The following is an 18145-nucleotide window of genomic DNA, read 5'->3' on the forward strand; positions in this document are numbered from 1 at the left end:
TCAATTGTTCAAGCTGACGTCGCAAGGAATTCAAAAGGCAGCCGGAATTCGACATTCTCCTGAACGCCGGGCAGAAGCACGACGTCCAGCGGCCCCAACCCTCGCAAAGCTTCGATTACCCCTTCGACCAGAGCCTCCGGTGCCGAAGCGCCAGCGGTCAGGCCAATTGTGTTTGCCCCACGCACAAGACCAAGGTCAAGTTCCGCCCTGTCGGCAATCAAATAGCTCGGCACCCCAGCGCGCGCGGCGATTTCGCGTAAACGATTGGAATTAGAGCTATTTTTGGCCCCTACAACGAGAACCACGTCAACCAGCCGGCTTAAAGCCCGCACCGCCGCCTGACGATTTTGTGTCGCGTAGCAGATATCCTTCGTGTCCGGTCCGATGATGTCCCAAAACCGCTCTTTCAACGCCGCGATGATCGATTTCGTGTCATCAACGCTGAGCGTTGTTTGGGTCACATAGGCGACCGGCGTGCTATCGGCAAGCATGAGCGCGGCCACATCCTCCAAACTTTGCACGAGATGGACCGGCGCTGCCACGCGCCCGATCGTCGCCTCGACCTCGGGATGACCGGCATGGCCGATGAGAATCAGGGCGCGGCGTTCCTCAACATAAGAGGTGGCGTGCGTATGAACCTTGGCCACGAGCGGACAGGTCGCATCAAAAACTGCAAGATTGCGGCGCTTGGCCTGCCGCTCGACCGCGCGGGACACGCCGTGAGCGCTGAAAACCGTCGCAGATCCCCGCGGCACCTCGGCCAGACTTTCAACGAATTGCGCGCCCCGCGCCTTCAATTCGTCGACCACATGGCCATTATGGACGATTTCATGGTGAACGTAGACGGGTGCGCCATACTTTTCGAGCGCCCCCTCGACGATATCGATGGCCCGAACCACGCCAGCACAAAATCCTCGCGGTTGGGCCAAAATCACCTTCATTCCGAGTCTAACCCCAATATTAGCCCGCGCGGGCATAACGGCGGACACTAGAGCTTGCTTTTTTTGCACCGCGCGCTTTTAAGAAAGTCCCGGCAAGGCCTCCCTTTGCCGAACTAAACTCCAAACGTTTCAGTTAAGGCAGCATCGCCCGAATACGCCATCGTGAAATGGGCCTGACGGCCGAAATCACGTTGCCCTTGCAAAGATGCCACACATTTCGATCGTTGATGTTGGAGATCATGGATAGTCAACTGAACGGCGCCGCGCCGGCGAAAGCCCCCCAAATCGGGCTCATTGGCCGCGCGATTGTCGCGCTCGTCGATACATGCTCGCGTTCGCCCTGGACGGTAATTGTCGCTGCGCTGCTCATCGCGGGCGCCAGTGCCTGGTACGCGGGCGCGCATTTCGCCATCAACACCAACACCAACGACTTTCTGTCGGCGAAACTGCCCTGGCGGCAGCGGCTCGCCGAGCTCGACAAGGCCTTCCCCCAACGGCAGGACGACATCATCGTCGTCATCGACGGCAGGACGCCAGAGCTTGCCGAGGGCGCAGCGCAGAAGCTTTTTGCGCGGCTGACGACACGCCCCGATCTGTATCGGAGTGTGACCCGGCCGGACGGGGGCCCCTACTTCGATCGCGTCGGCCTGATGTTTCAGCCGGTTTCGCTGGTTCAGCGTAACGTCGGCGGCCTGCTGAAGACCGAGCCCTTCCTGGCTGCGCTCAGCTCAGATCCGTCGCTGCGCGGCGTGATGGATGCGTTCGCCTTTATCAACCGCGGCGTGCGGGTGCAGGCCGGGACGTTCGATGATTTCTCACGCCCCATATTCGCCCTGAGCGGTGCGCTCGAGAATGTACTGGCTGGCCGGCAACAATTCTTCTCCTGGCAGGCACTCTTCAGCGGGCAGCCGCCAGAGCAAAGGCAATTACGCCACTTCCTCTCGGTCCAGCCGCATCTCGACTACGCGGCGCTGCAGCCGGGTATCATCCCCTCCAATTTCATCCATCAAAGTGCAAAAGACCTCGGCCTGACGCCAGCAGACGGCGTCACGGTGCGCCTCACGGGAACGGTGCCACTCGCGGACGAGGAATTCTCGACGATCAAAGAAGGCTCGGGCCTGAATGGCCTGCTCACCGCACTCATCGTCATCGGTATCATCTGGTGGGCTTTGCGCTCGGTCCGCATCGTGTTCGCCGTGGCGTTCAGCGTCGCTGTCGGCCTTTGCGTGACGGCGGCCGTCGGCCTTTTGATGGTCGGGGCGCTCAACCTGATTTCGATCGCCTTCGCTGTGCTTTTCGTCGGCATCGGCGTCGATTTCGGCATCCAGTTCAGTGTCCGCTATCGCCAGGAACGCTTCACGCATCCCGATTTCTACACCGCGCTACGTGCTGCCGCGGTGCGCGCCGGGCGCCCGTTGGCGCTCGCCGCCGCGGCGACGACCTGTGGTTTCTATTCATTCCTGCCGACCGATTATCGCGGCGTCTCCGAGCTTGGCCTGATTGCCGGCACGGGCATGATCATCGCATTTTTCGCCGCTGTCACCATTCTGCCGGCGTTGTTGACTCTGCTGAAGCCGCCGGCGGAACAAGACAGCGTCGGCTTCAAGTTCCTCGCGCCGGTCGATGATTTCCTCGCCAATCATCGCTATCTCGTCGTCATCGGAACACTCGGCGTCGCCCTCGCCGGCACGCCGCTGCTCGCGCACCTCCGCTTCGATTTCAATCCGTTGAACTTGCGCGCCAAGAATACGGAAGCGGTTGCGACGCTGAACGATCTGACGCACAGCCAGGATCCGGAAGCGAACGCCATCGACATTCTTGAGCCCAATCTCGCCGCGACGCAGCCAGTCGTCACGAAATTGCAGAAGTTGCCACAGGTTTCAGCCATCCTGACCCTCAATAGCCTCGTCCCCACGGACCAGGACCAGAAGCTGCCGATCATCGAGCATGCGGCCAAATATCTGCTGCCACTCTTCGATCCGTCGCGCCGGATCGATCCGCCGACCGATGCCGACGACATTGCCGCGATGAACGCTGCCGCGGCGCAATTCGATAATGCGGCGAAAGGCTTGAAAGGCACTGGTGCCGACGCCGCGCGCCACCTCGCCGATCTCATGCGCCAGTTGGCACTCGCTCCGGCGGAAAAGCGCGCCACGGCCCGGGCGCTGCTGCTGCCGCCGCTGAACACGATGCTCGATCTCCTCCACCTTTCGTTGCAGGCCAAGAAGACGACTGTCGCCGATATTCCGGAGAGCTTGAAACGCGACTGGATCGCCGCCGATGGCCAGGCTTTGATTTCGGTCTCGCCGGCCGGCAATCAGGACGACAACGACGTCATGAAGCGCTTTGCTAGTGCCGTGAAAGCTATCGCGCCCAACGCGACGGGCGAGCCGATCGCCATTCAGGAATCAGGCGATACGGTCATCCGCGCCTTTATCGAGGCCGGCATCTGGGCCCTCATCTCGATCAGCATTCTGCTGTTTATCGTGCTGCGCCGGGTGAGCGACGTGTTGCTCACGCTTGTGCCGCTGCTGCTCGCCGGGCTCGTGACGCTCGAACTCACGGTTCTGTTTAATATGCCGCTGAACTTCGCCAATATCATCGCGCTGCCGTTATTGCTCGGCCTTGGCGTGGCGTTTAAAATTTATTTCGTGATGGCCTGGCGTGCCGGCACGACGCACCTGTTGCAATCGAGCCTGACACGCGCTGTCTTCTTCAGCGCTATGACGACGGCCACGGCTTTCGGGAGCCTGTGGCTTTCGCACCATCCGGGTACGTCGAGCATGGGCAAGTTGTTGGCGATGTCGCTGGTGACGACACTCTGCGCGGCGATCCTTTTCCAGCCCGCACTCATGGGGCCGCCGCGCAAGAAACATGGCGAAGTTGCAAACTGAGGCGATGCCTCAGTCCTCGTGCAATTCGCCGATATGCTTTTGTGAATAAAGCTGGACGCCGACCTGTCGGATCAATTCCTGCTGGGTCTCCAGAAAGTCGATATGCTCCTCCTCGTCCTTGAGGAGATGGTCGAAAAGCTCTTTCGAGACATAGTCGCGAACGGAGAAGCAATAATCGGCGGCTTCGGTATAGAGCCGGTGCGCGTCCTTTTCGGTGGCGAGATCGGCAGCGATGATCTCCTCGACCGTCTGGCCGATCCGCAGCGGATCGAGCACCTGGAGATTGGGAAAGCCATCAAGAAAGATGATGCGCGTCACGAGACGATCTGCGTGCTCCATCTCCTCGATCGATTCCTTGCGCCACGTCTTGGCGAGCTCCTTGTAGCCCCAATTGTCGAGCACGCGGTAATGCAGCCAATATTGGTTGATCGCGGTGAGTTCGCTCCGAAGGCCGCGATTCAAATATTCGATGACGCGCGCGTCGCCCTGCATTTTAGAATCTCTCTATTCTAGGATTGACCGGCGGGACCCTAGGGCAGCCAGCATGGACAGGCAATAGCCCGAGCGATGGCATAAAGATGGAGGTCAGGGCAGATCAGGAACGGAATCGGCTATGGCCGCGAGAGAATGCCGGTCGGATATTCAGGCGGCGCAGCTTGCGCAATCCTGGCCGCAAGCGCCTTGCGCATGCCCATCCCGGTTGGTGTCGAGAAGCGCCATGGCCGCGCTGGCCGCGGCCCCAGCCTCGGTGGAGGCGGCACCCGACTGGCTCAACGTTTCATCGATGATTGCACGAACCGTGGCAAAGCAACGTCCGCAGCAGGGGCGGCAGCCGAGGCAGCGATAGACCGCGCCGGGCGTGCGCGGGGAATTTTCGCCGGTGAGAGAAGCCCTTACGCTTTGATCCGAAATCGCATTGCATGAACAAATGATCATCGGTTTGATTCAGCTCAAGGGTCGCGGCGGGCTTCCAAGCGACAACGTGTATCCTCTCAAGGTAATGGCGGCGAACCGGCTTCGGCGCAAGAGAAGGAGACGAACTTTATAGTCGTTAAAAAGAGCGAAGACGGCTAGTTTAAAACAAGTATAAACTGGCCTGAGCAAACAACTCGTCTCACAGAAAAACGAAACTGAAATGCAGCCCCCGTAGCTTGGCTCGGGTCTGCACCCAAGACCGTAAGCCTATTGCCTCACCCCGGCATACGGCGCGATAATGAAGGCAACAAAAGACACTAGATAGGGAGATCCAGATATGCTCGCGCAAAGCCTTCAGGAACTGAAGCAGCAGGTCGCTCTTCGCGAACGCTATGACAATTTCATCGGCGGCAAATGGGTCCCGCCTGTCAAAGGCCAATACTTCGACAACATAAGCCCGATCACCGGCAAGCCTTTCTGCCAGGTGGCACGCTCGACGGCTGAAGACATCGAACTGGCGCTGGACGCCGCGCACGCCGCCCGCGAGGCCTGGGGCAATACCGCTCCGTCGCAGCGCGCCCGCCTCCTGAACAAGATCGCTGACCGGCTCGAAGGCAAGCTCAACCTGCTCGCGCTCGCCGAAACGATCGACAACGGCAAGCCGATCCGCGAGACGACTGCTGCCGACGTGCCACTCGTCATCGATCATTTCCGCTATTTCGCCGGCTGTATCCTCGCGCAGGAGGGTGGCCTCTCTGAACTCGACCACACCACGGTCGCCTATCATTTCCATGAGCCGCTCGGCGTCGTTGGACAGATCATCCCATGGAACTTCCCGCTGCTCATGGCGGCCTGGAAGCTTGCCCCGGCTCTCGCCGCCGGCAATTGCGTTGTGATGAAACCGGCAGAGCAGACCCCGACAAGCATCATGGTGCTCGCTGACATCATCGCCGACATCCTGCCGCCCGGCGTGCTCAACATCGTCAACGGTTTCGGTGTCGAAGCTGGAAAGCCGCTGGCGCAGAACAAGCGCATCGCCAAGATCGCCTTCACCGGCGAGACGACGACGGGCCGGCTTATCATGCAATACGCGTCGGAAAACATCATTCCGGTGACGCTGGAACTCGGCGGCAAATCGCCGAACATTTTCTTCGCCGATGTCATGTCTGAAGATGACGATTTCTTCGACAAGTCGCTCGAAGGTTTCGCCATGTTCGCGCTGAACCAGGGCGAAGTCTGTACCTGCCCCAGCCGCGCGCTCGTGCAAGAGTCGATCTATGATAAGTTCATGGAAAAGGCGATCAAGCGCGTCGAGAAAATCAAGACCGGCCACCCGCTCGATCCTTCGACAATGATTGGCGCGCAGGCGTCGAACGATCAATTGGAGAAGATCCTCTCCTACATCGACATCGGCAAGAAGGAAGGCGCGAAAGTGCTGACCGGCGGCGAGCGTAACGTTCTCGGCGGCGAACTCAGCGAGGGCTATTACGTCAAGCCAACGATCCTGCAAGGCAACAACAAGATGCGTGTCTTCCAGGAGGAGATATTCGGCCCGGTTCTTTCCGTCACGACCTTCAAGACCGAAGCCGAAGCGCTCGAAATCGCCAACGACACGATCTTCGGCCTCGGCGCCGGCCTGTGGACGCGCGATATCAACCGCGCCTATCGCATGGGGCGCGGCATCCAGGCGGGCCGCGTCTGGACGAACTGCTACCACCTCTATCCATCGCATGCGGCCTTCGGTGGTTACAAGAAATCCGGCATCGGCCGCGAAAACCACAAGATGATGCTCGACCATTATCAGCAGACGAAAAATCTGCTGGTGAGCTACAGCCCCAAGGCGCTCGGCTTCTTCTGATCGTTTACGGCTTGACGCCGGACCTCGGTGTCTCAATGTTCTTGAGAGCGGCCATTGGCCGCTCTCAACGCATCCGGAAAGGGGAACAGCTTTGACTGAACGTGTCGATGCTACACCTGAGGCTCTTGCCCTCATCGCCAAACTCAAGAATGCCCACGGGCCGTTGATGTTTCATCAATCGGGCGGCTGCTGCGACGGCTCGGCGCCGATGTGCTATCCGCGCGGCGATTTTCGCGTCGGCAAAAGCGATGTGAAACTTGGCAGCATCGGCGATGCGCCCTTCTACATGAGCGAATCGCAATTCGAATATTGGCAGCACACGCATCTGACGATCGACGTCGTGCCCGGCCGCGGCTCAGGCTTCTCGCTGGAATCGCCCGAGAACGTCCGCTTCCTTACCCGTAGCCGCCTCTTTACGGACGAAGAGCTGACGCAGCTGTCACCCGTCGAAAGCGGCGAAGACACACGCCACTAGGCGTGCGCTAATCGGCAAAATTGCGATCTTCAAAATCCGCGTCGGCCTCTGGCGCATAAGAACCGGGCTCCGCGAGCCTCACCGGCGGCCGGGTGGCACGCGGTAGCGCCTTGCACATCAGCGCGAGCGCAATGGCGTCGAGGCCATTCAGGGATATCCACCAGACCTGCGTCGTTTCCGCGCCCCAGACGGCGATCACGAGCCCGGCAACGAGGCCGGCGAGCAAGGCGGGCGCGATGTAATCAGGCATGCGGGCGGCGGCGTTGAAAACGCAGACGGCGAGAACAGCAAACGCGAGCGCGCCAAGCAAGCCGAGTTCGTACCAGATTTCAAAGAGGATGCTGCGCGGAGCATCCGGCGGAAGCACGCCGGTGTCGATGGCGGATGTCACGAAACCGAGGCCATGCCCGGTGATGAACCGCGGCCATTGCCGCAGGAGAAGTTCAGCAAAGACAAAACCGGGGCCGCCCTGGGCCATATGTGCGAGATTCGTAATAGCAAATGTCGCCAGCGCCGCGACCGGCGCAAGCAGCATCAAGGCGGCAAGCCCGAAGCCGAGGATTTGCCCGACTTTTTGCGCTTCGCTGACCGCAATCGCATAAACCACGGCGGCCAAAGCCAAACCCACGAGCGCAACCTGGATGAAAGTCGCGAGCGCCGCCGTCGTGACGATTGCCGCCAGCGCAATCGCGAGAAGCCATTTTTCCCGCAGCGCCAATGCACCAAGTGCCGGCCACAGCAAAACCATCAGCGACATCACGCTGCGCTGCGCCAATGTCGCGTCAGGGTGTTCGCCCTGCCAGAATATCTGCGGCTCGAAGAAGGTGAATATGATCGCCGCACAGGCAGCGATCACGAGGCCGATGGGGAGCAAATAGAGATTTGTCGCCCGTGTTTTCGACGGCAGCGAGATGATCGCCAGGAAAACCACTACCGCGGTACCGAGTGCTTTGAAGAAACGCGTCGCGGCCTCATCGGGAAACGGGGTCCAGATGATCGACAGGCCCGCCCAGAAAAATAGGAATACGGCCGCCCACGTGATCGGCGAGCGCAGAAGCCTGCGAAAATTCGGTCGATCTTCGCGCGCCTGGGCAACGCGACCTGCAACAATCAGGATGCAGGCGCCGACCGGCAACAGGACATAAAGCGGCCCATGGAAGAAAACCTCCGCGACCGGCGTCAGAATCATCAGCAGGATGAGCGCCAGATCGAAGAGAAGCTGCGCCGCCGCGGCAGCGGGGTCCGCAAAAGGTCTCGAGGCGGCAACCATCATGACATCCTGAACAACATGCCAGCTTGGGCAAAACGAAGACTGTCGATTAGCGCCGACGTCCCGTCCCGGCAATGCGACGCTAGCACGGCCTCGGGGCCTATCGCTCGTGTTCTTGAATTGTTCTTGCCGTTATCCGGGGGTTATAACCTTGACAAAGCAAACACGATAGTAGTGCTGTGGATAAAATAGCAAACTCAAATGAAGCAAGGATCAGTTCGGAAGGCCGCGATCCGACGCGCGGATACGATCCAAAAATTCCTGTAAGACCAGAACGGAATTGCGCGCGGCTTGAGACGCTGATCTTCTCGCAACGCGATATCCATCGGGAAAAATTCCAGATTGCCCGCACTTTCTCGATCAATGCGGGAATTCGGGAACTGTTGGTACTCGTTTCAGGTTGCTCGATACCCATCTTTTTCTATATGTTCCCGTCATTCTTGCACTGCACAATAATTCATGGAGGTTGAAGACATGTCCCAACCCGTTCGTCACATTGCAATGCTGGTCGGCGCCCTCAGCCTTGTCGTCGCCCCGTTGGCGGTCCCAGCCTTAACTCAAGCTTCGGCTGCGACGGCGCTCACCGCCGCCGACACCGACAAGGACGGCACGCTCGATCTCAACGAGGTGAAAGCCGCCGCTGCGTTGGAATTCGATAAGCTCGACAAGGATAAGGACGGCACGCTGGACCTGAAGGAAGCGGCCCATCACGTCAGCAAGAAGAACTTCATCGCGGCCGATCCTGACAAGGACAAGACCCTGAGCAAAGACGAATATATCGCCTTGGCCGTGGCCCTGTTCAAAGCCGCCAATCCCGATGGCGACGCCACAATCGATTCGAAAGAATTGCATTCGACCGCTGGAATCGAACTCGATCGCGTGATCCGTTAAGCTGACGGTTCAAGCGGCATTGGTTCCGCTTGCCGCTTAGGACTTCGCAGCAAAAGCGCTCTTTCGGCGCAACACAATCGCAAGGCTTCGCGCACTACAATAATGTATGCGCGAAGCCTTTTTATCATCCGCGTCTGAGTCCACGCCAAGCCCCGCAGCGTCTGCCGTCGAGCACGATACGACGGATGGGGCCTTTGCGCGTAAGGAGGCGGAAGACGCGCGCGACCGCGCCGAGGCCGCGAGCGAAGCGAAATCGCGCCTGCTCGCAACAATGAGCCACGAAATCCGCACCCCTCTCAACGGCATTATGGGCTTCGCCGATCTTCTGGCGGCAACCGAGCTTGAGCCTGAGCAGCGCGCTTATATCGAGGCCATCCGGAGTTCGGGCAAAAGCCTCGTGGCACTCGTCAACGAAATCCTCGACCTCTCAAAACTCGAAGCCGGCAAGATCACGCTCAATGAAGCGCCATTTGATATCGCGCTGCTCGTCGAAGGCGTGATTGAGATTCTTGCGCCGCGCGCGCATGCTAAAGGTCTCGACATCGCAAGCTTCATGGGCGCCGACGTGCCTGCCACTGTCATCGGCGATGCAGCGCGCTTGCGCCAGGTTCTGCTCAATCTCGCCGGCAATGCCGTCAAATTCACCGAACACGGCGGCCTTGGCCTGCGCGTAACCTGCGCTCACGATTCCATTAAATTCGCCGTCACCGACACCGGCCCTGGCATCGCCGCGGAGGATGCCGAACTCATCTTCGAAGAATTCACGCAGACCACGCCACCCGAAGCCAGCGGCGCCGGCCTCGGGCTATCGATCTCGCGGCGTCTTGCCGAGCGCATGGGTGGCAAGCTCGAACTCGAGACCACATTGGCGCATGGCGCAACCTTTGCGCTGACATTGCCGCTCGCAGCCGTAAATGGGCCGCCAGCATCAACTCGAATTGAGCGTCGGCTTCTCGTTGTCTCACCGTCCCCATTCGAGGCCCCTTATCTCGTCGAGAAACTGGTCGAGCTTGGCGCTGAAGCCCTGCGCGCGCCGACATTGAAATCTGGCCTTGCCGCTATCGATCAGGCTGTTCTTGCCGAAATGCCGCCGGACACGCTCATCATCGATTGCGTGCTTGGCAGCGAGGCGATCGCACAACTTCAGACCGCGGCGGATGCTGCGGGCATCGCGCAGAAACTCGTGCTGTTCACCGCGGCCGAGCGCCGCGGATTCGGGCCGCAGGCGATGCGCGTATTCGATGGATGGCTCGTCAAGCCGCTGCGCCTGCGCTCGCTTCTGGCGCGGATTGGCACGGACGCGCCGCACAGCGCGCCGCCACAGGAAAGTCCGACGCCCGCCGATTTGTCCGGCTCTCGAATCCTGCTTGCCGAAGACAATGACATCAATGCCTTGATCCTGCAGAAGCACCTGGAAAAATGCGGCGCGACTCTCTCGCGCGTCAGCGATGGACTGGCCGCGTTAGCCTGCGTGCAAGATGCGCTCGCCGCGACACCATTCGAGGCTATCATCCTCGATCTGCGCATGCCCGGCCTCGACGGCCTTACGCTAGCGCGCGAGATTCGCCATCTCGAAGCTGCGGCCCTCGCGACACCCACCCGGCTTATTGCCGTATCGGCCGACGCATTCGCGGAAACCAAGCGCGTTGCGCTCGCCGCCGGGGTCGATGCGTTTCTGACAAAGCCCGTCGATTTCGTCGCGCTCGACGCGGCGCTGACGACGCCGCGCAAAATCAGCCGCTGAGCTTGGCCATCAGCGCGTCGGAAATCTCGAAGTTCGCGTAGACGTTCTGCACATCATCATTGTCTTCAAGAGAATCGATGAGGCGGAGAATTTTCTCGCCGGTTTCATCATCGACCGCGATCATAGTCTGCGGTTTCCAGATGAAGCCGACTTTGCTCGGCTCGCCGAACTTCGTTTCGAGGTTTTGCGCGACATCGCGCATCGCCTCAAGCGTCGTCGTGACCTGATGATTTTCTTCGGTCGTGACGACATCTTCGGCGCCAGCATCGATAGCAGCTTCGAGCATCGCGTCTTCGGATGCAACCTTCTTCGGAAATTCGACCACGCCCACATGATCGAACATGAAGGAGACCGCGCCGGTTTCCGCCAGAGAGCCCCCCGCCTTGCTGAAATAGGAGCGGACTTCGCCCGCCGTGCGATTGCGGTTGTCGGTCAGTGCCTCAACGATGACGGCGATGCCACCCGGCGCATAGCCCTCGTAACGCACTTCGTCATAGTTCTCGGCGTCAGCGGCGGAGGCCTTTTTGATGGCCCGTTCGATATTGTCCTTCGGCATGTTTTCCGCGCGGGCCTCGATCACGGCCGCACGAAGCCGGGCATTCATCGCGGGATCCGGCAGGCCGAGCTTGGCGGCGACAGTGATTTCGCGCGCGAGCTTCGAGAAGAGCTTGGAGCGGATTGCGTCCTGCTTGCCCTTCTTGTGCATGATATTCTTGAACTGACTATGCCCTGCCATGCGGCCCTCAAGTCCTGCCTAAATCCGGGTTTCGCTACGGCCGAACGGCCGTTTCGGCGGTCTATAAGCCGCCTTCGGCCGAAAATAAAGGAAGAGGCGCTAGTCGTCGTCCGCCAGCGCCGCGCCGTGCTCCCGCCGGGCCGTCTGCCAGATTTCCTTGGCCGCATCGGCATTGAGCACGGCGATGCCCAGGCCGACGACGATATCCGGCCAGATGCTCGGCCGCAGCGCCGTGACGCCTGCCGCCACCACGATGGCGATATTGGCGACCATGTCGTTCCGGGCCGACAAAAAGGCCGCTCGTGTCAGGCTGCCCGCAGCATTGCGCACGCGCGCCAGCAGCAGCGCGCAACTCCCGTTGACGGCAAGCGCGGCGAGCCCGGTCAATGCAAAGGGCGCCGGCTCGGGCGCTTGCGGCACGTCCACAAAAAATTTGTGCCCAAGCGTTACAAGGAAAGCGAGCACCGGCAGCAGCAGCACGCCGGCAAGCGCGAAGCCTATCCGCGCCCGCGTCAGCGGCGAGAGCCGCATGGCGGCGAGCACCAGCAGACTCATCGCGGTATCTTCGAGAAAATCGACGCTGTCTGCGAAGAGCGAGACGGCACCTATTTTCGCTGCGACGATGAATTCGACGATGAAGAAAACAAGGTTCAGCGCGATGACAAGCCGCAACGTCGGTTGCAGCCGCAGACTCGCGCTGGGACCTGTCTCGCTCATTTGGCCGCAGACTGGAGGTTTAGAGCCTTGCGCAATTCTTCTTGCGCCGCACCGCGCGCGGCTTGAAAATGCGGGTCTTCAATGAGGATCGGAAACAAGGCATAGGCAAGCAGCTTTCCGGCAGCAAGATCGCTTGGATGATGTACGCCGCAGACGAGTCGGTTCTCGGCATAATCGCTCGCGCGCGCGAGGATCGCGTCTTTTTCCTGCGGCAGGATTGAAGCCAAAGTCAGAGCCTCGAGATAGCCGCTCATCGTATGGCCGCTCGGATAGGAATCATCGGTCTTTTTGACCGGGCAGACGGGATGCAAATCTTTGTCGACTGCGAAGGGGCGTAAGCGCGGAACCAGTTTTTTGACCGGCTCGATATCCGCCTTTTCGTCCGCTTCGACGAGATTCGACAGCGCAGCAGTCGCCGGCAAATCCTTGGCATTGAATTTCGCGCCAAAGATGGACGCGAAGAGAAAGATATTCCGATTCGCGGCATCAGCCTGCGCACGCGCAATATCGCTCGGGCTGCGATGATTCTGGATGTTCATCAGAATCACGAGCTCGTCTTTTTCGAATACGCTGCCGGGCGTCGGCGGCGATGGCAGCATGGCAGCGAAATCATGCACGGATGGCACGATGACCGCCTGTTCGGCACGCGCCGCCCCTGCGAACATCGCGCAAACGAAAGTGGCTGCAAGAAATTGACGTCTCATTTCGTCTCCCAAAAATCCGGACGTGCCTGCGACAACCGGCCACCAACGCGCACCGGCGCAACCTTGATTGCATGGCCGTATGTATTTGTCTCGACAGCAAGGCCGCAAAGCGTCGCCGCGCCGGCCGCGGGCTCCAGCCTGTTGCCCGGCACTTTAGTGATGAACCGGCGCACAGGCTCTTCCTTTTCCATTCCGATGACCGAGTCGTAATCGCCGGTCATGCCCGCATCGGTCTGGTAGGCCGTGCCTTGCGGCAGAATTTGATGATCGGCTGTCGGCACATGCGTATGAGTGCCGACGACGAGTGAGACGCGGCCGTCCATGAGATGCGCGAAGGCCTGCTTTTCGCTTGTGGCCTCGGCGTGAAAATCGACGATCGCCGCATCGCACGCCTCGCCGAGCGGACAGGCTGCGATCTCGCGCGCGCCCACCGCGAATGGATCGTCGAGCGCATCCATGAAAAGGCGGCCCATAAGATTGACCACGAGGACGCGTGCGCCTGCCTTTGTCTCAATGAGCGTCGCGCCAGCGCCGGGCGTCCCGGGCGGAAAGTTCGCCGGGCGGATCAGGCGCGGCTGATGCGCGATGAAGCTCAACGCCTCGCGCTGATCGAAAGAATGATTGCCGAGCGTCACGCAATCGGCGCCGGCCGCGAGAAAATCGCCGAGGATTGCCTCGGTGATCCCGAACCCGCCCGCCGCGTTCTCGCCATTTACGATGACGCAATCGAGCGACCAGTCCCGGCGCAGGCCGGGCAGAGTTTCGGTCAGGGCAAGTCGGCCGGCCCGGCCGACGACATCGCCTATAAAAAGAAGCCGCATTCAGAAATCCTGCTCTGGCGGAAACATATTAGCCGAAACGCCAGCCGTCGAACGGGCCTTTGAAGACGAAGAACGCGCCGAGCGCAATGAAGGCGAAGCCGATCAGATGATTGAGCGTCAAGCGCTGATCGAGATAGAGCACCGAGAAGACCGCAAAAACTGCGAGCGTGATGACTTCCTGCATCGCCTTCAATTCGGCGCCGTCGTAAACCGCACTGCCGTAGCGGTTGGCGGGCACGGCGAAGCAATATTCGGCCAGCGCGATCATCCAGCTCAGGATGATGACGAGCCAGAGCGGCTTGTCCTTGAATTTGAGATGTCCATACCAGGCGAAGGTCATGAAGATATTGGAGCAGATCAGCAACAGGATCGGCAGCAGACGCGGCGGGATGCTCAGCATGAAGGGCCTTTCGTTCGACGGCTAGGAACCGCAGACGATCCACTCGCGATCCGTCAGTACGTAATCAAGCTTTTCATCGGTCGCTTCGGTCGGGATCGTCGGGAACTCTTGCATGGCATAGCCAACGCCGACGGCGGCAATCTGTTGCTTTGCCCGCAGTCGCGCCAACGTCCGATCGTAAAAGCCGGCGCCATAGCCGAGCCGGTTTCCGGCGCGGTCAAATGCGGCCAGCGGGACGAAGACGAGATCGGGGAAGACTTCCGGCGCTTCCGGCGGCTCCATGATGCCCCATTTGGCCTCGTTCAAAGCGGCGCCCGGCGCCCATGCACGAAACTCAAGCGGCTTGCCGAAGCCGCGCATCACCGGCAAAGCGATGGTGATCCCCAGCGCCGCGAGACCTTCGAGAAGCGGCAGGGTCGCGACTTCGTCGTTGATGGCCCAGAAGACGGACGCGATCTTGGCGCCGCGGTCAGCCGCGAACGCGCCGCCGGCCTCGCCCAGATGCACGGCGAAGGCCTTGGCCTCGGCCTCCGTCACCCGGCTCCGCCGCGCGAGAGCCTCGGCGCGCAGCGCAGCTTTGGAGGACGCGTCGGTCAAGGCAGACTTTAGGACATTCGAGATTGGGAAAAGCGCGGGGCCACGATGGCCGTGGGATTCGATCCCGGGTACCTACAAAGTAGGTGGGCGCCGTGTACCCTAGCCCACGGGCTAAGACAGGGACAGCTCCCGTCGAGATCGATAAGGCCCCGGGGAATTAGATCCTCACGCACCCCGCAGCTCCGCCAAACCAATCTAGGACCGGCGGAGGCTGAATACCAGAGGCAAATTTAAGCGTGGATCAGGCCTGCGCCGGCAGCGCGGCCTTGACGGCTTCGACGATCGCCTTGAACGCCACCGGCTCGGTGATCGCAAGCTCCGACAGAACCTTCCGGTCCATCTCGATGCCAGCCAGCGACAGGCCGTTGATGAAGCGCGAATAGGTCAGGCCGAACTCACGCACCGCGGCGTTGAGGCGCTGAATCCACAAAGCGCGGAATTCGCGCTTGCGGACTTTGCGGTCGCGCGTCGCATATTGCATCGAGCGATCGACAGCGGCCTTGGCGGCGCGGATCGTATTCTTACGGCGGCCATAGAAACCTTTGGCGGCCTTCAGGGTCTTCTTATGTTTGGCGTGCGAGGTGACGCCGCGTTTGACGCGAGCCATGAAACATCTCCGGAATTCACGAAATCAAGGATTATGACGACAGGCCGAATGTCTTCCGCACATCATCTTGTCCGAAAAGTCTGCAACTTTTCGAGATGATGCGTTAGGCGTTCGGCAGGAAGTACTTCTTCACGTTGTCGCCGTCGCTCTTGAACAGCACATTGGTGCCGCGCAGATTGCGGATCTGCTTGTTGGTGCGCTTGATCATGCCGTGGCGCTTGCCGCGATGGGCATAGACCACCTTGCCGGTGCCGGTCAGCTTGAAGCGCTTTTTGGCGCCGGACTTCGTCTTCAACTTGGGCATTTGCTCGTCTCCATAGGCGATATGCGCCGAGCGCAGCCGCCAAATTATTGTTTGAGCAGGAAAATCCCGCTCCCGTTCGTTGCCGAACGAGCGAATGAACCGCCACGGCAGCCCTTATCAGCCGGGCGGTTCAGAGAAGCGGAGCTTATAAACGCAAAGCGGCGCGAATGGCAACCCGCAGGCGGCTATTTCGGCGCCAGGACCATCACCATCTGGCGGCCTTCCATCGAGGGCTCGGCCTCGACCTTGGCGAAGGCCAGCGTCTCGCTGCGAACCCGCTCAAGCAGCCTGTAACCCAGTTCCTGATGCGCCATCTCGCGGCCGCGGAAGCGCAAAGTGACCTTTACCTTGTCGCCTTCCTCGAAGAAACGCATGACCGACTTCATCTTGACCCCGTAATCGTGGTCATCAATGCCCGGACGCAGCTTGATCTCCTTGATCTCGACGATCTTCTGCTTCTTACGCGCCTCGGCGGCCTTCTTCTGTTCAAGAAAGCGGAATTTGCCGTAGTCGAGAATTTTGCAGACCGGCGGATTGGCCGTCGGCACGATCTCCACGAGATCCAATCCTGCGTCGTCGGCTAATTTCTGCGCCTCCAAAATCTCGACGATCCCGCGGTTTTGACCTTCGGCATCGATAAGCTGGACTTCGCGGACGCGAATTTCACGGTTAATGCGGGGCCCGTCCTTCTGCGGGGCCTGGGTGCTCTTCATTGGGCGGCGAATGGGGTCAGCTCCTCATGTTAATGATCGAACCCGGCGCTTGTGGCAAGAACCGCAGTTTTGCGGCGCCTCAACCATCACAAACGTACCGGGCCCAAGGTGAAAATCGGCGCAATAGGGCGCGAAGTCAATGCGGCGCGCGTAATAACAAGTAAAACGATGCCGCCGCGCTGCCCATGACACGGCAATTTGGCCACAGCCGAATCAGGCTCCCGTCAATGCTGAATAGGCCGCCAGGGTTTCGGCCTGCATCCGTGTGATCGAAAATCGGGCAAGGCCCCGGGACCGGGCACGCTGCGACAAGCCCTCTCGGGCGCTCGCCCCCAAGGTCAGAACATCGTAGAGGGCGGCGGCCAATGCGCGTGCATCGCCCGGCGGCACACACCAGCCGGTGCGAGCGGCCAGCTCGACGTCCGGTGGCGCCGCGATGATGTCGCCCAGCGCGCCGATATCCGAAACGACGACGGGCGTTCCCATCGCCTGCGCCTCCGCCGCAACCCGGCCCAAAGCCTCCGGCTCGGTGGACGGCACCGCGACCACCGCCGCGGCGAGCAGGGCCGCCGGCATGTCATCGCAATGGCCGGTGCGCACGACGAGGCTGCCGAGTCCCGCCTTGGCGATCGCCGCGTCGATCTCTTTGACATAGGCGCCGCGGCCTTGCTCCTCGCCCGCAAGGATGAATTTGACCCCTATGAGCCCGGCCGCCGTGAGCAGTCGCGCCGCTTCGATGAGCACGAGATGTCCCTTGCGGGGCGAAAGCCGTGCCGGCAGCAGCACGATCCGTTCCTCGGTCGTGACGTTCCATGCACGCCGCAGGCTCAGCACGCGGCCCGAATCGACCATCGACGGATTGAACTGGTTAAGCGCGATGCCGGGCTCGACGATGCGGATTCGCGCCGCGGCGGCCGGATAAAGCTCGGCGATATGGCGGGCCGTGAACGCCGAATTGGCGATCACGATGTCGCCCTTTGCCATCACCGCATTGTAATTGCGTTTGAACGCACCGAGGCCAGACTCGACGCCCAGAAATGTCGTGACGAATGGCGTGCGGGTGCGCCGTGTCGCGCCATAGGCGACCCAGGCTGGGGCGCGCGAACGGGCATGGACGAGCGCGACGCCCTCGCGCCAGATGAGTTCCGCCAGTTTTCTCTGGTTGAGCGCCATTGCCAGCGGGTTTTTTGTCTGTGCCGGAAATGGCAGCCAGACGCCGCCCTTGGCTTGCAGCTCAGGGACGAGCCGGCCGCCCGCGCAGGCCACCGCCGCCCGCGCGCCGACACTCGCGAGCGCCTCGGCAATCTCGATCGTCGCGCTTCCACCGCCCCCCCTATCGAGGTGCGGCACGATTTGCAGAATCGTTCGGCCTGCCAGCGGATGCGGACCACGCCCCGACCACGCCGTATTCACGCGATCTGTCATCACGCTCGACATGGTCTCCGTCCTTGCGGAGTCCTTCCGGATGTTGCTCTTCCAGACTGCATCGGATTTATCCGAAAACCGCATCGCACTTTTCGGCCCGATGTTCTAAGCGGGCGATTCATGTCGCGAGGAT

Annotated in this window: 19 protein-coding genes and 1 other RNA gene; 5 read left to right on the forward strand and 15 right to left on the reverse strand. The window is 60.6% G+C overall.

Annotated features, from left to right (window positions below):
- Nucleotides 1-8: 8 nt before the first annotated feature.
- The gene (gene ispH / locus WDN02_RS01010; protein ID WP_337291731.1) at nt 9-941 is read right to left on the reverse strand and encodes a 4-hydroxy-3-methylbut-2-enyl diphosphate reductase; all 933 of its coding nucleotides are present in this window, start codon (nt 939-941) and stop codon (nt 9-11) included.
- Between the two features lie 239 nt (nt 942-1180).
- On the opposite strand from ispH, the gene WDN02_RS01015 reads away from it, so the two are divergent.
- The gene (locus tag WDN02_RS01015; RefSeq protein WP_337291732.1) at nt 1181-3835 is read left to right on the forward strand and encodes an MMPL family transporter; all 2655 of its coding nucleotides are present in this window, start codon (nt 1181-1183) and stop codon (nt 3833-3835) included.
- Nucleotides 3836-3844: 9 nt separating this feature from the next.
- Here WDN02_RS01015 and bfr read toward each other — a convergent pair whose 3' ends face one another.
- Nucleotides 3845-4327: a bacterioferritin gene (gene bfr / locus WDN02_RS01020; protein WP_337291733.1), complete on the reverse strand. Its 483-nt coding sequence runs from the start codon at nt 4325-4327 to the stop codon at nt 3845-3847.
- 150 nt (nt 4328-4477) lie between these two features.
- Nucleotides 4478-4771: a (2Fe-2S)-binding protein gene (locus WDN02_RS01025; protein ID WP_337291734.1), complete on the reverse strand. Its 294-nt coding sequence runs from the start codon at nt 4769-4771 to the stop codon at nt 4478-4480.
- 316 nt (nt 4772-5087) lie between these two features.
- Between WDN02_RS01025 and adh the strand changes: the two genes are divergently transcribed.
- Both adh and WDN02_RS01035 read left to right on the forward strand, forming a co-directional pair.
- Nucleotides 5088-6608, forward strand: a complete 1521-nt coding sequence (gene adh, locus WDN02_RS01030) for an aldehyde dehydrogenase (protein ID WP_337291735.1) — start codon at nt 5088-5090, stop codon at nt 6606-6608.
- Nucleotides 6609-6699: 91 nt separating this feature from the next.
- Entirely contained in the window at nt 6700-7083 is a 384-nt protein-coding gene (locus WDN02_RS01035) for a DUF779 domain-containing protein (protein ID WP_337291736.1), read from the forward strand.
- A gap of 7 nt (nt 7084-7090) precedes the next feature.
- On the opposite strand, the gene WDN02_RS01040 is transcribed toward WDN02_RS01035, so the two are convergent.
- Nucleotides 7091-8356 (reverse strand): hypothetical protein, encoded by a 1266-nt coding sequence (locus tag WDN02_RS01040; protein ID WP_337291737.1) that lies wholly within the window; start codon nt 8354-8356, stop codon nt 7091-7093.
- A 471-nt stretch (nt 8357-8827) separates the two neighbouring features.
- Here WDN02_RS01040 and WDN02_RS01045 point away from each other — a divergent pair, with 471 nt between their 5' ends.
- Together WDN02_RS01045 and WDN02_RS01050 are read left to right on the forward strand one after the other, a co-directional pair.
- The gene (locus WDN02_RS01045; RefSeq protein ID WP_337291738.1) at nt 8828-9244 is read left to right on the forward strand and encodes a calcium-binding protein; all 417 of its coding nucleotides are present in this window, start codon (nt 8828-8830) and stop codon (nt 9242-9244) included.
- 106 nt (nt 9245-9350) lie between these two features.
- Nucleotides 9351-10988 (forward strand): ATP-binding protein, encoded by a 1638-nt coding sequence (locus WDN02_RS01050; protein ID WP_337291739.1) that lies wholly within the window; start codon nt 9351-9353, stop codon nt 10986-10988.
- Here the strand turns inward: WDN02_RS01050 and WDN02_RS01055 are convergent.
- From WDN02_RS01055 to WDN02_RS01105, 11 genes are all read right to left on the reverse strand, one after another.
- Nucleotides 10978-11724, reverse strand: a complete 747-nt coding sequence (locus WDN02_RS01055) for a YebC/PmpR family DNA-binding transcriptional regulator (protein WP_337291740.1) — start codon at nt 11722-11724, stop codon at nt 10978-10980. The two genes, WDN02_RS01050 and WDN02_RS01055, sit on opposite strands and share 11 nt — an antisense overlap.
- A gap of 99 nt (nt 11725-11823) precedes the next feature.
- Nucleotides 11824-12441: a cation transporter gene (locus WDN02_RS01060; RefSeq protein ID WP_337291741.1), complete on the reverse strand. Its 618-nt coding sequence runs from the start codon at nt 12439-12441 to the stop codon at nt 11824-11826.
- Nucleotides 12438-13145, reverse strand: coding sequence for a phosphatase PAP2 family protein (locus WDN02_RS01065; RefSeq protein WP_337291742.1), 708 nt, complete (start codon nt 13143-13145; stop codon nt 12438-12440). Before WDN02_RS01065 ends, WDN02_RS01060 begins: the two co-directional genes overlap by 4 nt.
- Nucleotides 13142-13966, reverse strand: a complete 825-nt coding sequence (locus WDN02_RS01070) for a TIGR00282 family metallophosphoesterase (protein ID WP_337291743.1) — start codon at nt 13964-13966, stop codon at nt 13142-13144. Before WDN02_RS01070 ends, WDN02_RS01065 begins: the two co-directional genes overlap by 4 nt.
- Nucleotides 13967-13994: 28 nt before the next feature.
- Complete coding sequence (locus WDN02_RS01075) at nt 13995-14366, reverse strand: DMT family protein (RefSeq protein WP_337291744.1); 372 nt, start codon at nt 14364-14366, stop codon at nt 13995-13997.
- Nucleotides 14367-14387: 21 nt separating this feature from the next.
- Nucleotides 14388-14963 carry a 5-formyltetrahydrofolate cyclo-ligase gene (locus WDN02_RS01080; protein ID WP_337291745.1) on the reverse strand — a complete coding sequence of 192 codons (576 nt, stop codon included), beginning with the start codon at nt 14961-14963 and terminating at the stop codon, nt 14388-14390.
- Nucleotides 14964-14996: 33 nt separating this feature from the next.
- A non-coding RNA gene (gene ssrS, locus WDN02_RS01085) (6S RNA) lies at nt 14997-15149 on the reverse strand.
- A gap of 55 nt (nt 15150-15204) precedes the next feature.
- Nucleotides 15205-15570: a 50S ribosomal protein L20 gene (gene rplT, locus WDN02_RS01090; protein WP_337291746.1), complete on the reverse strand. Its 366-nt coding sequence runs from the start codon at nt 15568-15570 to the stop codon at nt 15205-15207.
- A gap of 103 nt (nt 15571-15673) precedes the next feature.
- On the reverse strand, nt 15674-15874 hold the full coding sequence (gene rpmI, locus WDN02_RS01095; RefSeq protein WP_337291747.1) for a 50S ribosomal protein L35: 201 nt from the start codon (nt 15872-15874) through the stop codon (nt 15674-15676).
- Nucleotides 15875-16059: 185 nt separating this feature from the next.
- Nucleotides 16060-16587 (reverse strand): translation initiation factor IF-3, encoded by a 528-nt coding sequence (infC, locus tag WDN02_RS01100; RefSeq protein WP_337291748.1) that lies wholly within the window; start codon nt 16585-16587, stop codon nt 16060-16062.
- 213 nt (nt 16588-16800) lie between these two features.
- The gene (locus WDN02_RS01105) at nt 16801-18012 is read right to left on the reverse strand and encodes a glycosyltransferase family 4 protein (protein ID WP_337291749.1); all 1212 of its coding nucleotides are present in this window, start codon (nt 18010-18012) and stop codon (nt 16801-16803) included.
- Nucleotides 18013-18145: the final 133 nt, after the last annotated feature.

The organism is Methylovirgula sp., from assembly GCF_037200945.1.
Taxonomy (GTDB): domain Bacteria; phylum Pseudomonadota; class Alphaproteobacteria; order Rhizobiales; family Beijerinckiaceae; genus Methylovirgula.

Coding starts and splice junctions, on each gene's coding strand:
- ispH (WP_337291731.1), bottom strand. CDS start 941: ATGAAGGTGATTTTGGCCCAACCGCGAGGATTTTGTGCTGGCGTGGTT.
- WDN02_RS01015 (WP_337291732.1), top strand. CDS start 1,181: ATGGATAGTCAACTGAACGGCGCCGCGCCGGCGAAAGCCCCCCAAATC.
- bfr (WP_337291733.1), bottom strand. CDS start 4,327: ATGCAGGGCGACGCGCGCGTCATCGAATATTTGAATCGCGGCCTTCGG.
- WDN02_RS01025 (WP_337291734.1), bottom strand. CDS start 4,771: ATGATCATTTGTTCATGCAATGCGATTTCGGATCAAAGCGTAAGGGCT.
- adh (WP_337291735.1), top strand. CDS start 5,088: ATGCTCGCGCAAAGCCTTCAGGAACTGAAGCAGCAGGTCGCTCTTCGC.
- WDN02_RS01040 (WP_337291737.1), bottom strand. CDS start 8,356: ATGATGGTTGCCGCCTCGAGACCTTTTGCGGACCCCGCTGCCGCGGCG.
- WDN02_RS01045 (WP_337291738.1), top strand. CDS start 8,828: ATGTCCCAACCCGTTCGTCACATTGCAATGCTGGTCGGCGCCCTCAGC.
- WDN02_RS01050 (WP_337291739.1), top strand. CDS start 9,351: ATGCGCGAAGCCTTTTTATCATCCGCGTCTGAGTCCACGCCAAGCCCC.
- WDN02_RS01055 (WP_337291740.1), bottom strand. CDS start 11,724: ATGGCAGGGCATAGTCAGTTCAAGAATATCATGCACAAGAAGGGCAAG.
- WDN02_RS01060 (WP_337291741.1), bottom strand. CDS start 12,441: ATGAGCGAGACAGGTCCCAGCGCGAGTCTGCGGCTGCAACCGACGTTG.
- WDN02_RS01065 (WP_337291742.1), bottom strand. CDS start 13,145: ATGAGACGTCAATTTCTTGCAGCCACTTTCGTTTGCGCGATGTTCGCA.
- WDN02_RS01070 (WP_337291743.1), bottom strand. CDS start 13,966: ATGCGGCTTCTTTTTATAGGCGATGTCGTCGGCCGGGCCGGCCGACTT.
- WDN02_RS01075 (WP_337291744.1), bottom strand. CDS start 14,366: ATGCTGAGCATCCCGCCGCGTCTGCTGCCGATCCTGTTGCTGATCTGC.
- rplT (WP_337291746.1), bottom strand. CDS start 15,570: ATGGCTCGCGTCAAACGCGGCGTCACCTCGCACGCCAAACATAAGAAG.
- rpmI (WP_337291747.1), bottom strand. CDS start 15,874: ATGCCCAAGTTGAAGACGAAGTCCGGCGCCAAAAAGCGCTTCAAGCTG.
- infC (WP_337291748.1), bottom strand. CDS start 16,587: ATGAAGAGCACCCAGGCCCCGCAGAAGGACGGGCCCCGCATTAACCGT.
- WDN02_RS01105 (WP_337291749.1), bottom strand. CDS start 18,012: ATGACAGATCGCGTGAATACGGCGTGGTCGGGGCGTGGTCCGCATCCG.